Origin of the sequence: Mesorhizobium sp. WSM4310 (genome assembly GCF_007003935.1) — a bacterium.
In the GTDB taxonomy this organism is placed as follows: Bacteria; Pseudomonadota; Alphaproteobacteria; order Rhizobiales; family Rhizobiaceae; genus Mesorhizobium.
The window spans coordinates 79,774-92,697 of sequence record NZ_VFTA01000020.1; the positions used below are offsets into that span (position 1 = coordinate 79,774).

Genomic DNA, 12,924 nt, shown 5'->3' on the forward strand with positions numbered 1-12,924 from the left:
CGTTCCTGTCTACTTCTGTGCTTCGGCCGCGTCGGCCATCGCATTGGCGCCGTCCTCGGGTGACATGTCGGGCGTCGCGACGAACTCGGTAATGGCGTCCATGATCGCGCCGCGCATCTTCTGTGGGATGGTCATGTTGTGCGCCATCGAGCGGACCAGCGTGCCGTCCTTGATCGAAGCCTGCAGATCCTTCTGTGAGAGCTGCTGGCACGGATTGAAGCCCTTCGACAGATCGATATCGAGACGCGCGGGGATCGAGCCCTTGGCCTGGTTGAAGACCGTCTGGAAGTCGGGCGACAGGATCAGGCTGGCAAGCAGCTTCTGGCCGTCGATGTAATCCTGATCCTTTTGCTTGAAGAACACGACCGAGTCCGAGTTGAGGATGAAGCCGGGTTTGCCCCAATCGGTCGGTGCCTGGGCGCAGACATAGTCGGTGCCTTCCTTAAAGCCGGCGGCGGTCAGCAGGCCGATCGTCCAGTCGCCCATGATGTGGAAAGCTGCGTCGCCCTTGCCCACGAGCGCCGACATCGAATCCCAGTCGCGGCCAACCATGCCCGGATCCATGTACTTGCTTGTCATCAGGCGCATCTGCTGGAAGGCCTTCACCATCCCCGGGCTGCGCATGGATTCGACATCGCCCTCGACGAAGGCCTTGCGATAGAGATCGATGTCCTGGCCGTAGAGCACGACCTCGAACACCGTCGAATCCGTCCAGTCGGCCGTCGAATGCGAGATGCAGATCTTGCCAGAGGCGACGATCTTGTCGCAGGCTGCATTGAACTCGGCCCAGGTCTTGGGCATTTCCGTCACGCCGGCGGCCTGCATGACCTTCGGCGAGGCCCACAACCAGTTGATGCGGTGGATGTTCATGGGGGCGGCGACCCATTTGCCGGTCGGCTTCATCACCGGAAGCAATTCCGGCGCGACCACTTTTTCCCATCCTTCCGAGGCCGCCAGCTCGTCGAGGTCAGCGGTCATGCCGGTCTTGTTCCACTCGGCGATTTCCGGACCTTTCAGCTGCACGGCGGGCGGGGCATTGCCGGCGATCACGTCGGCACGCAGCTTGGCCAGCGTGTTGGCCGTGTGACCGGCGATCGAGGTCTGTTCCCATTTGCCGCCCTTGGCGGTGAACATCTCGCCGAGCTTGGCGATCGCCTGGGCGTCCGAGCCAGTCGCCCACTGGTGCAGCAGGTTCGTCTTGGGCTCGGCTAAGGCTGCTCCGGCGACAAAGGTGCACGCAACGGCTGCCGCGAGGGCGGTCATGACGCATTTCATAGTTTCACTCCCATATGGTGTTGCACGGTTCGTATCGACCGCTTATGGCCGCGGTTTGAAGCCGCCGCCGGCGAGATGCGTTAATCTCAAGTTCTTTCCAAGATGACATATTGGAGCTATCAGTCAACGATGTTTATGTTGGTCCATGACAAAACCTTCGCTTAGAACCTGGCTGATCGACAGGCCGTCCGCATCGCCGGAGAGCATGATTGTGCGCTGCCTGAGTGAACGCGGCGCCCTCTCGGCGTCGCAGATCGCACGCGTCACCGGCCTGGCGCGCTCGACGGTCTCAACCGCGCTCAATGGCTTGAGAAAATCGGGCATGGTGATCGAAGCCCCGACCAGTCGCGAGGGAATCAGAGCTATTGGCAGGCCAGCCGCGGCCGTGACGCTCAATCCGACAGCCGGTACCTGCGTCGGAATTCACCTCGGACTTCAGCAGATACGACTGATCGTTGCCGATGTCTCGCATTCCGTCATTGCCGAACAAACTATCCCCATGGCACTGGACTACCAACCGCAGCAGGCGGCCCAGATGGCCAAATCGGCAATTGCCCAATCTTACGAGGAAAATGGTCTGCCGATGGCGGGGCTCCTGGGGGTTGGGATTTCCGTCTCTGGTCCTGTCAGCCGCGATGGAGTGGTCCTGCGCGCCAGCATCGTTCCAACATGGGCCGGCGTCAACATACGAGATGTGTTCGGACCCGTGCTGGAGCGGCCGATCTTCGCCGACAACGAGAGCAACTGCTCGGCCATTGCGGAGCTGATGTGGGGCGCGGCAATCGGCCACGACGATTTCGTCCTGTTCAAGATCGATCTGGGGGTCGGTGGCGCCATTGTCCAGCATGGCCGGCTGGTGACGGGCATCGCCGGCGGCGCCGGCGAATTCGGGCACATCAGCATCGATCCCGGCGGCGATCTTTGTCGGTGCGGCAATCGCGGATGCCTGGAGCTCTATGCGAGTTTTGCCCGACCACTGGAACAGATTTCGCGTGTCATGCGGCGGCAGGTCACCATGGACGATGTCATCATGATGGCCAAGGAGGGCGACGTCAGGGCGTTGCGGATGATTGAGGATACCGCCGAGATCGCCGGCCGGGGTCTCGGCTTGATCGGCTCGGTGCTCAATCCGCCGCTCATCATCATCGGCGGCCAGATGGCGTTGGCGGGCGACATTCTGTTGACGCCGCTGATCGCGTCCTACGAACGCCACACGCTCATCAAGTCCCGCGATATCGCTCCGGCCCTGCGCACGCGAATAATCGTTGGCAAGCACACCGAGAACGACGCATTGCTGGGTGCGGTCGGACTCGTGCTGAGGCATCAGACGAAGGAACTGTCGCTCGGCTGATCAATCCAACAAACTGCCCCGCTACCCCATGCTGCGGGGAGGTGAGGAGGATCAACTCCTCGCGCTCGAAGGGGGAGCAGCTGCCCCTGGAACAATGTCGGTGTTTTGGGCCACCTTTATCCGCCAGCCCGACTGTCCTTCCTTCACAACCAAAAGCAGAATGCCTTTGCGTGTACCGGCCGGTGAGCCATCCGGAGCAAATGCACCGGTCAGGGTCCACGCATAATGTACCGATGCAAGGCCGGGAGCTAATCCAACAACCGACGAGACAAAACCCTCCAATCGGCTGTCACGAAACATCGTTTCATGCGTTGCGCGGTGCGCCCCCTCGATCTCGGCGCGATTCTTCCACCACATTCCCACGACATTGACGAAATTGGCCTCCTCGGAGAACAGCGCTGCGAAATCGTCCATATCGTGCCTGTTCCACGCATCGGCAAAGGCCGTCGCGATATCTTCAGGTTTGCTGACCACCAGTGCCATGGCGAAAATCTCCTTGCATTTCTGCTGGCTTGCGGTTTCAAGCATAGCACGGTCGCTATCAATTACAGGTCCCGCCGCACGCTTCTTCCTTGGCTGCGAGACAGAACAGCCATGGGACCTCCGCACAGTCAACTGCGAAGACCGTCACGGATGGACGAGAAATAGCGGTCGGTTCCTACCTGCCCGCCCTTCAGCGCAACCTCCAGCCCGTCAATCGCTTTGACGTGCGAATGAGCAACGCAAAGTGGGGAACCAGGCGAGGCGGGCAGAGGCATCCTGACGGTCAGCGCGTCGACGCCCATTTGTCCAAGCGCATGGCTTGACGTGTCACCGCCGGCAATGACCACGCGCCGCAAGCTCTGCTCGTCAGTCAATTGGCGCAGCAGCGCACCAAGGCCGCGGCCAAGCTTGTGGCGGGCGCCTTCCTGCCGGTCGATTTCGGCGCCCCTGTCGGCTGCAGGGCCAAGCGCGGTGTAGAGGATGACGCTTCGTCCGGCTTGCAGGCTGGCGCCGCCGCTTGCCGCCGTACGCGTGATCGCCTGCTGCGAAGCCTCCGAAACCAGTTCGACAGGATCGACCTCGATGCCGTCGAAGCCGTCGCTCAGGGCATGCCGGATCTGTCGTTCGGTGGTCGGCGAGCAACTGCCCGACACGACGGCGATCCGGTCGGCGGCACCCGGCGGCGTGAAGCCTGGTCCGGCGCCGACGATGTCATTCGACGCCCATTCGGCCAACAACGCATACTCGACGCCGGACGAGCCGGCGACAAAAGAGCCGCCCGGCTTGCGCATGCGCCAGATCTCTTTGCCCGCAAGGGCCTGGGTCTCCCGACTGTCGACGTCGACAAGCACGATGGCCGCGCCACGGTCCACGAAGCGATCGAATGCCTGCGACCGCTGCTCCGACTGCAGTGTCGCAAGGTCAATCAACCCCGACGTGAGATCCGTCTGCCGCGACAGATGGATCAGCAGGTCCGATTCATCCATCGGCGTCGTCGGGTGGCGGCTCATCACCGGATGGCGGTCGATGCGGAAATACTGGTCGCGATAGGCCGCGAACAGATGGCCGAAGGCGGTGTAGCGCTTGAGCTGCGGCGCGCCGACCAGCAGCGGCACGCTATCCTGTTTGAAGACCTCGCGGCCGATCTCGATCGCCCGGCCGATGCTGCCGATCGTCGGGCTGGAATCGAAGGTCGAACAGACCTTGTAGTGGCAGATTTCGGCTTTCAGCGTCTTCAGCCAGGCGAAGGCGTCGCGCAGATGCGTGTCCATCCAGTGCGGCGTCTCGCTGCGGCTGGTGCCGGCCAGCCCGACCGCCTGGCAATGCTTGAATTGGGCAAATAGAGCCTCGTCCGGCTGCCTCATGAACAGCACCGTCGGCACGCCGCCGAGCTCCAGCGCTTCCATGACGTCGGTCGAGCCGGTGAGGTCGTCGCCATAATAGCTGAGCAGCAGGTTATGCATGACCTCAGGCCGCCTTGCCGTCGCCGAACTTTTCGATCGACCGTGCCAGTTCGCGATGCTTCAGGGCGAAGTTCGCCAGCGGGACGCCCTCGACCGCCGCTTGCCAGGCTTGCTGGACGGCGCGCACGCCGGCGCCTGGCCCGTCCGGATGGCTGACGATGCCGCCGCCGCAGAGATAGAGCAGGTCGACCGTGCGGCCGGTTCGTTCGTAGGTCTCGGGCGCCTGCCCGCCCCACTGGCCGGAACCTGCGACCGGCAGCGAGCAATCATCAGGCGAAAAGATCGGCGTCGTCACTGCCTTGAAGGATTCGATGAAGGATGCATCCCGCTCCCAATATTTTGAAGCGATGCCGTTGATCTGGAACTGGTCGACGCCGAGCAATCGCCAGAACTGCTGCCAGACCTTGAAATCCATGCCGAGGCCGGGGTGGCGGGTGAGGATGTCCCAGCCGTTGCGATGGGCGTGCAGCACCAGGCTGGAGCGTTTTCTTAAGTAGGCCATGCCGCCGAAGCCGATGGAGTTGATGTTGATCACCGCGCAATTGCCGCCTGCCTTCGCCACCAGATCGTGGTTGCGCATCATCTCGTCCGGGTCGGCATGCGAGATGCCGAAGGCATACATCACCTTCTTGCCGGTCTTCTGCTCGTGGTCGAGGATCAGCGGCATGATCGCCTTCACCCGTTCCGCCAGCGGCGAATAGCTCGGGCTCATCAGCTTTTCGTCGTCCTTGATGAAATCGACGCCGGCCTCGATCAGCTCGCCCACCATCTCGGCAGTCTCATGCGGCCGCAGCCCCAGCGCCGGCTTGACGATGGTGCCGATGATGGGGCGTCCCGCCACGCCGGTCAGCTTGCGGCTGCCGGCGACGCCGAACTGCGGGCCGGGATGGGCGCCGCGATAGTCATCAGGCAGCTGCATGTCGACGATGCGGATGCCCGACAGGCCCTTGATCGAATAGGTGCCACCGATGGCGATGGTCATCAGGGCCGAAAGGTCGGTGCCGATCGCGTCGAACGGGAATGCGATATCGACATCGGCGCGCTTGAAAGGCCCTCCACCGGCCTCGGGAATGGACGGTTGCTGCGCATCGGGCAGATGCCGGATCGCCAGCACTCGCGCCGCCACGCGGGCCTTCAGTTCCTCGGTCTCGCCGGGCAGAGCGACGAAGGTGCCGGTCGACTGGTCGCTGGCGATCTTGGCCGCCAGCGCCTCGATGTTGCCTGACGTTTCGATGCGATAGGTGAAGGTGATCATGGGAGCCGGCCGGTCGAAAAAAGGGTCCGAAAAAAGTTTCGTCACGTCTGAAATCTGGTATAATGAGTACATAAGTATTGCAAGCAATATCCCGCTTCGCGCAACGAGGGCGGGCAAAGGTGCAGGCATTCCGGGAATCGCACCGGCAGTGCTAAACAGGAACCGGGCCAGGGAGTGATTCGTCACGATGAACCGTTCGGAGCCGATCGTCCGGCGCAAACTTTCCGACGAAGTCTTTGCAAGGCTGAAGCGGCTGATCACCAGCGGCGAGTTGCAGCCGGGCGACGACATGCCGTCGGAGCGCGAATTGATGGAGCGCTTCGAGGTTGGCCGTCCGGCCATCCGCGAGGCGATGCAGGCGCTGAGCAATATGGGCCTCGTCGCCATCTCGCATGGCGAGCGGGCCAAGGTGCTGCAGCTCACCGCCAAGTCGATCATCAAACAGGTCGACGGCGCGGCCAAGATCATCCTGTCGTCGTCGAAGGACACGCTCGAGCACCTCAAGACCGCGCGCATTTTCTTCGAGCGTGGCATGGTCAGGGAAGCCGCCGAGAAGGCCACCGTCGAGGATGTGCAGCGGCTCAAGGCAACCGTCGCCGAGCAGCGTGCCGCGCGAGGTGATTCCGAAGCCTTCATTTCCGCCGACATGAAATTCCACACCCAGATCGCGACGATATCGGGCAACCCGATCTATGTCGCCGTCAGCGAGGCGATGCTCGGCTGGCTGAAGGAATATCACACCGAAATGCTGATCTGGACCGGCAAGGAACAGTTCACGCTGACCGAGCATGAAGAGATCATCGGCCGCATCGAGAAGAAGGATGCCAATGGCGCCGAGAAGGCGATGATCAAGCATCTGGAGCGCTCGCGCGCCCTCTATGTGATGAATTCTGAAAAGTAATCTGATTCAGCCGATCCGCGTGATCGCGTAGGGTGTCATCACAAGATGGCCTCGGTCAAACTCCGAAAGGTCGACCGCCACGTCGCTTGCCGTCAGGTTCGTCAGCCACACGACCGTCTTGCCCGAGGGTGAACGCCCGCCCAACGCCATTACCCGGGTCTCATCGCTCGTTTTGGCCGTGACATGTTTAAGGCCAGCCAGTTCGCAAAGCCCCTTGATGGCCTGGAAGATCGGCCGGGGTGACCCTTCCGCAACGGGTTCCCCAGATCCCGCCAGCACGCCGAATGGCCCGGTGAAGCCGGACAGCGTCAGCATCTCCAGGCCGGCCGGCGCGACCCGCGCGGCATAGCCGATCGTCCAGGCGGCGGCGAACTGGCCATTGTGGCGCGGATCGCGGTTCGCCATGGCGATGCGCTCTCCCCGCGGATTGTCCTTGGTGGCGCCGCCATAGGGGTTCTGCCGCATGGCAATGGTCGAGGGCCCGATCCGGTAGGGCCTGTCGCCGAAGATCGCCCGCGCCGACCGGGTGATGAACGGCAACGCCTCCAGCGACTGCATGACGCTGAGATCGTCGGCGGCATGCACGATCGGGCACGTGCAATGGCTGACGAAATCGAGCAGCCCGGCCGGGACGCGCTTGCGGTTGAGCTCGGTGAAATAACTGAACATGCCGCCGCCAAGACGGATATCCGGAAGGGCCCGGCGCGCGGCGGCGTAGACATCTTCCAGCGGCGGGCAGGGCGGCCAGGCGCTGCCTGGTGGTGTCGATTGCCGATCGACCGAAGGCGAGACCGCTATGGCATCGAGCCGCAGGCCCGCCCGGCGCACCAGGTCGATGATATCGGAGAGTTCGGCATCGAGATCGCCGCTGCAGGCGACCACGCATTCGAGCGTTGTGCGGGCGGGATAAGCCGCGGCGAGCCGGGCGAAAGAGCGCAAGGCATCGAGCCCATGGCCGCCCGTCGGATCGTAATGAAGCAGCAGTTGCTGCGGGCCGAGCGCCGACAGTGCTGGGAGGTTCGCCAGCGCTGTCTCGACATCGCCGGGATAGAGGATCACGCCGACATCCGGAAGCGCCGGACCGGGCTCGCCGAGCGTAACGCGGATCGGGCCAGATGGCTCGGTGGTGGCCGGCGTCTTGTCGTCGCCGGCAATGCGTAGGCTGATCGTCTGGCGGTTGGTTTCGCCGGCCGGCAATACATAGGGCCAGGGCAGCGCCAACGGCCGTACATAGGTCTTGTAGGAAGCATCGGACCAGTTGCGCTGGTCCTCCATTTCGAAGACGTCGCCTTCCATACGGCATTGCGCGGTGACGCCGGGCCGCACTTCATGCGTGATGGCGCGCAAATCCTTGAAAGGCTGCCAGGGATCGATCAGATCAGGCAGTCTCGTCGCCGCCACGCTGCCATCCGTGTGCTCGACCATTACGGGGCTGCCGGCGAGGCCGGCGATTGGATGCAGGATGCAGAAGCCGCAGCGGTTGGTCTCGAAATCACTTTCGGGCAGCGCGTTGACGTCGAAGACCAGCTGCCCATCAGAGGAGCCTTTGATGGTGGCGTGGAAGGCGAGCCGGCTTCCGCCAGGCCCGGTGCAGCTTGCCGCGTAGCTGACGGAGAAAGCATCGGCACCCTGATCGATAGTCAAGTCCGTCAGCGCTGGCTCATAGGTTCCCCAGTCGCGGTCACGAACGACATAGGCGATGGCACGCAGCACCTCCGCGCCGCCATGGCGTATTGTGCGCAGATTGCCGTTGACGAAATCGGCACTGAGCGGGCCGGCGATCAACCGGACCGGTTCGGTCTCCGCCGCGTGCGTGCCGCAAAGGAGGAAGCGATCCGTGGTCATTCCAGCAGGTCGTCGATCCGCACCGGTTGCCGGCTTGCGGCGCCGGTATAGGCAGCCTCGACCAGCGCGAATGTCTTGAGGTTGTCGGCGCCGGAAGTCGCCGGCCCCTTGCCTGATGCAATGCAGTCGACCCAGTGCCGCTGGATCGCCAGCACGCTTTCCTGAATGTTGTGCCATGGCCGCGAGGCCCAGGGCAGCAGCGGCGGCGAGACGTCTGTGACAGTGGTTCCGCTCTTGCCGGTGACGGTCAGCTGGTATCCCTGCGCCAGCCGGAGCGTGCCGTCGCTGCCGTCGATCTCGATCAACGTTTCGGGAAACGGCTCGACGGCAAGCCTGGTCGCATAGCTGCAATCGACCACCGAAATGGCGCCGTTCTTGTGATCCATCAGCATCGTGGCGACATCCTCGCCGGCGATGGCGGGATTGATGCGCGCGGTGCGCGCGGTGAGGCTCTTTACGTCGCCCAGCAGGAAACGGGCGATGTCGAGGATATGGATGCCGAGATCCTCGACGATGAAGCGCTTTCCCGTCGCCAGGTAGGGCTGGCCGGAAAACACGTCATAGGCCGAGCGGAAGGAGATACGCCCGAAGAAGGGCGTGCCAATTTCACGGCTGTCGAGCATGGCGCGCACAGCCTGGACCGGCGACTGCCAGCGGAAATTCTCATGCACCATCAGCGGCACGCCGGCCTCGGCGCAGGCCGCGACCATTGCCTTGGCGTCGGCCAGCGTCGGCGCGAAGGGCTTCTGGCAGATCACCGGGACGCGGTTGGCGGCCGCCATCTCGACCAGCGGCCGATGGCTGGCCACGGTGGTGGCAATGTCGACGAAGTCGAGCGTCTCGGCCGCGAACAGCGCGGCTGCATCGGTGTAGCGCCTTGCCACACCGAACTGGTCGCCGACGATCCTGAGCCGCTCCGGATCGCGGTCGCAAATGGCTACGATCGCGGCGCCCTCTATGTCATGCCAGGCATGCATCTGGTTGACGGCGAAGAAGCCGCAGCCGATCAGCGCTCCGCTCAAAGTCGCCATGATCAACCCGCCTTTGCCATCTGCATCAGGGTGACACGCTGCTGAAGCCGGCGCTGCGCCTGGTCGACGACGACGGCGACGATGATGACGAGGCCCTTGATCACCATCTGCCAGAACGAGCTCACCCCCATCATCACCAGCCCGTCCGACAGGATGCCGATGACGAAGGCGCCGACGATAGTACCGCCGATCGTGCCGCGACCGCCCGACATCGAGGTGCCGCCAAGCACCGCCGCGGCGATGGCATTCAGTTCGAAGCTCTCGCCTGTCGCCGGGTGCGAGGCCATCAGCTCCGACGAGATGATCAGGCCGACGATCGCCGCGCAGAAGCCGGAGAACATGTAGACGAACATCTTGACCATGTTGACGCGCACGCCCGAAATGCGCGCCGCGCGCTCGTTGCCGCCGACGGCGAAGATGTGGCGGCCGAGCGGCGTGTACCGGGCGAGATAGGCAGCACCCAGCGCCACCACGATCAGGATCCAGATCGAGACGGGCAAGCCGACGAGCCGACCCGCGCCGAGGAAGCCGAAGCCGGTGGTGCCGAGCTCCGGCTTGCCGACCAGATTGGGGAAGGTGCGGCCGTCGGACGACAGCAGGGCCAGGCCGCGCGCCACATAGAGCACGCCGAGCGTGGCGATGAACGGCGCGACATTGAGCCGGGTGATCAGCAGTCCGTTGACGGCGCCGATCAAAATGCCGACCGCCAGGGTGATCAATGCGATCTCCACCACGTTGAAATAGATGGTGTAGCCGATCTGCAGGTCGATGCCGTTGAGCACGAGATAGCCGGCCACCATGCCGCACAGGCCGACGATCGAACCGACCGAAAGATCGATGCCGCCGGTGATGATGACGAAGGTCATTCCCATGGCAAGGAAGGCGTTGAGCGCCACATGCTTGGCCATCAGGATCAGATTGGCGGCCGAGAGGAAGTTCGGCGCCGCGATGGAGAAGAACACCAGCACGGCAATCAGCGCGATGAAGGTCCTGAGCTTCATCAGCGTCAGCAGCGCGGAGCCGCTGGAGGCCGAGGAGTGAGTCGCCCTGGCCGGAATGTCAGTCATTAGCGTTGCTCTCCAAATTCTGGGGCAAGATGTGCGGGGCGGGTCCATGGCCGAGCGCCGATGCGGCGACAATCGCGGCTTCGCTCGCCTCGGCGCGATCGAACATGCCGGTCAGTTTGCCATTGCTCATCACCGCGATCCGGTCGGACAGCGCCATCACCTCGTCGAGATCGGAAGTGGCGAAGAGGATGCCGAGCCCATCGCGCGACAACTTGCGCATGGTGCGGAAGACATCCGCCTTGGCGCCGACATCGATGCCGCGGCTCGGCTCGTCCATCAACAGCACCTTCGGTTCAGTAAGGAGCGCCTTGCCGATCACCACCTTCTGCTGGTTGCCGCCTGAAAGCGACGAGACTTCCTGCGCCGGATCGCCGACCTTGATCGAAAGCTCGCGCACCATCTGCCTGACTCCCTGCCGCTCTGCGCCGCCTCGGATATGGAACAAGCGCACGAAACGCGACAGGCTGGCCAGCGTCAGGTTGCTGGCAACGGATAAGATCGACACCAATCCCTCGCGTTGGCGATCTTCCGGAATCAGCGCCAGCCCGCGCCGTATGCGCCGCGTCGTGTCGCGTTCCCTGATATGTTTTCCGTCGATGAAGATCTCGCCGCTGGCATGGCCGTGGCGGCCCATGATGCAGTCGAACAGCTCGCTGCGCCCCGCGCCCATCAGGCCGTAAATGCCCAAAATCTCGCCGGCGCGCAGCGACAGCGAGACATGGTCGACCGCCAGTCCGCCGGTGACGCGCGGCAGGCAGATGTCCTCGGCTCGGAAGATCTCCTCTCCGGGAACATGGCCGTCGGCCTTGGCGAAATCCTTGGCGTCCGAGCCGATCATCTGCCGCACGATCCACTGCGTGTCGACGTTCTTCACCTCTTCCTGGCCGGTGATGCGGCCATCACGCAGCACGGTGATGTAATCGCCGATGCGGATCAGCTCCTCCAGCCGGTGCGAGATGTAGACGATCGCCACGCCGCGCGCCTTGAGGTCGGCGATCACCTTGAACAGGATCTCGACTTCCGCCGCACTGAGCGCCGAGGTCGGCTCGTCCATGATCAGGATGCGTGCGTCGAGCGAAACAGCCTTGGCGATCTCGACCAGCTGCTGCTGGCCGATGCGCAGATCCTCAACCAGCATGTCCGGCCGGATACCGGCTTCGAGCCGATCGAGGAATTCGCCGGCCCGCCGCTCCTGCGTCTTGCGGTCGATCTTGCGAAACCGGTTGGTGATCTCGCGCGTGGCGAAAATGTTCTCGGCGACCGTCATGTTGCCGAACAGGTTCAGCTCCTGGAACACCATGCCGATGCCGCGGGCCACGGCATCGCCGGAGGAGGAGAAGGAAACCTCGTTGCCGTCGAGCATGATGCGCCCGGCCGTCGGCTGCTCGACGCCTGCGATGATCTTCATCAGTGTCGATTTGCCGGCGCCGTTTTCGCCGACGAGCACATTGACCGCGCCCTTGCGCACCTCGAAATTGGCCTGTTTGACCGCGACGGTGCCGGCATAGACTTTCGAGACGTCTTCCAGCTTCAGGATGACGTCATGACCAAGCGCCGCGCTCATGGCTTGGGCCCGATCTCGGCCTCCGCCGGGGTCACCAACGGCAGGTCCTGGCCGCCTTCGATCGTGTAGGCGCCGAGCACCTTGGCGGTGCGGCCCTCCAGCGCTTCGCGCGGCAGCTTGGACAGCGCGGTCTTGTCGGCATAGGCATTGAACGCCTTGCCGAACTGGGCGAAGTCGATCTGGTTGGTGAAATCGTTGAACTGAACGAAATCGAGGCTGTCGCGCAGTGCGGTTCCGCGCATCGCCGGCCCGATCTGGACGCGCGCATCCGCCTTGCCGTCGCCGTCGACGTCGATATCCATCGTCGCCGCGCGCGACTGCGTGTTGGCGGCGACGATCTTGCCCTCGACGCGGACCGCGAAGGTCCATGGCGCATTCGCCTGCTTCTTGGGATTGCCGTATTTGGCGCCCGCCGCCGCCGGATCGGTCTTCGCCAGAGCATGGACCTCGGCAAATGCCCCGGCCTTCCCTTGCAAATAGGGGATGACCTTCGAAGTCCAGATATCCTCGACCATCTTGTCCGGGTTAAAGCCGGACGCGTTGCCTGCAACCCCTTGCGCCGATGGCGTCGGCAGGACCTTGCAGGCGCTGAGGCCGACGCCGGCGACCAGCGCGAGGATCGGCCAAGTTGCCTTAATCGGCCGGATCGGCTTACTGAGCATGGCGGTCAAAGCTTCCCATTGAAATGG

General features: G+C 63.4%; 11 protein-coding genes. 2 read left to right on the forward strand and 9 right to left on the reverse strand.

The genetic code is table 11. The features are described 5' to 3' along the window. Positions 1-9: 9 nt before the first annotated feature. Positions 10-1,263, reverse strand: coding sequence for an ABC transporter substrate-binding protein (locus FJV80_RS21165; RefSeq protein ID WP_245318340.1), 1,254 nt, complete (start codon positions 1,261-1,263; stop codon positions 10-12). 217 nt (positions 1,264-1,480) lie between these two features. On the opposite strand from FJV80_RS21165, the gene FJV80_RS21170 reads away from it, so the two are divergent. Continuing rightward, positions 1,481-2,626: an ROK family transcriptional regulator gene (locus tag FJV80_RS21170; protein WP_179296117.1), complete on the forward strand. Its 1,146-nt coding sequence runs from the start codon at positions 1,481-1,483 to the stop codon at positions 2,624-2,626. 51 nt (positions 2,627-2,677) lie between these two features. Here the strand turns inward: FJV80_RS21170 and FJV80_RS21175 are convergent, their stop codons facing one another. The 3 genes from FJV80_RS21175 to oiaX form a co-directional block, all read right to left on the reverse strand. Beyond that, positions 2,678-3,109, reverse strand: a complete 432-nt coding sequence (locus tag FJV80_RS21175; RefSeq protein WP_142877329.1) for an SgcJ/EcaC family oxidoreductase — start codon at positions 3,107-3,109, stop codon at positions 2,678-2,680. A 128-nt stretch (positions 3,110-3,237) separates the two neighbouring features. Then, a complete protein-coding gene (locus FJV80_RS21180; protein ID WP_142877330.1) occupies positions 3,238-4,572 on the reverse strand; it encodes a four-carbon acid sugar kinase family protein in 1,335 nt (444 codons plus the stop codon). Between the two features lie 4 nt (positions 4,573-4,576). Beyond that, positions 4,577-5,827, reverse strand: a complete 1,251-nt coding sequence (gene oiaX, locus FJV80_RS21185) for a 3-oxo-isoapionate-4-phosphate decarboxylase OiaX (protein ID WP_142877331.1) — start codon at positions 5,825-5,827, stop codon at positions 4,577-4,579. Positions 5,828-6,014: 187 nt separating this feature from the next. Here oiaX and FJV80_RS21190 point away from each other — a divergent pair, with 187 nt between their 5' ends. Beyond that, a complete protein-coding gene (locus tag FJV80_RS21190) occupies positions 6,015-6,728 on the forward strand; it encodes a transcriptional regulator NanR (RefSeq protein ID WP_142877332.1) in 714 nt (237 codons plus the stop codon). Positions 6,729-6,734: 6 nt separating this feature from the next. On the opposite strand, the gene FJV80_RS21195 is transcribed toward FJV80_RS21190, so the two are convergent. Genes FJV80_RS21195 through FJV80_RS21215 form a run of 5 tightly spaced genes read right to left on the reverse strand, consistent with a single transcriptional unit; the run spans position 6,735 to position 12,897 of the window. Next, positions 6,735-8,573, reverse strand: coding sequence for a hypothetical protein (locus FJV80_RS21195; RefSeq protein ID WP_142877333.1), 1,839 nt, complete (start codon positions 8,571-8,573; stop codon positions 6,735-6,737). Further along, a complete protein-coding gene (locus tag FJV80_RS21200) occupies positions 8,570-9,604 on the reverse strand; it encodes a Gfo/Idh/MocA family oxidoreductase (protein ID WP_095790493.1) in 1,035 nt (344 codons plus the stop codon). The genes FJV80_RS21195 and FJV80_RS21200 overlap by 4 nt, the downstream gene beginning before the upstream one ends. Before the next feature lie 2 nt (positions 9,605-9,606). Continuing rightward, positions 9,607-10,671, reverse strand: a complete 1,065-nt coding sequence (locus FJV80_RS21205; protein WP_095790494.1) for an ABC transporter permease — start codon at positions 10,669-10,671, stop codon at positions 9,607-9,609. Continuing rightward, on the reverse strand, positions 10,664-12,235 hold the full coding sequence (locus FJV80_RS21210) for a sugar ABC transporter ATP-binding protein (protein WP_095775515.1): 1,572 nt from the start codon (positions 12,233-12,235) through the stop codon (positions 10,664-10,666). Before FJV80_RS21210 ends, FJV80_RS21205 begins: the two co-directional genes overlap by 8 nt. Beyond that, the gene (locus FJV80_RS21215; protein WP_095790495.1) at positions 12,232-12,897 is read right to left on the reverse strand and encodes a DUF2291 family protein; all 666 of its coding nucleotides are present in this window, start codon (positions 12,895-12,897) and stop codon (positions 12,232-12,234) included. Before FJV80_RS21215 ends, FJV80_RS21210 begins: the two co-directional genes overlap by 4 nt. Between the last annotated feature and the right edge of the window lie 27 nt (positions 12,898-12,924).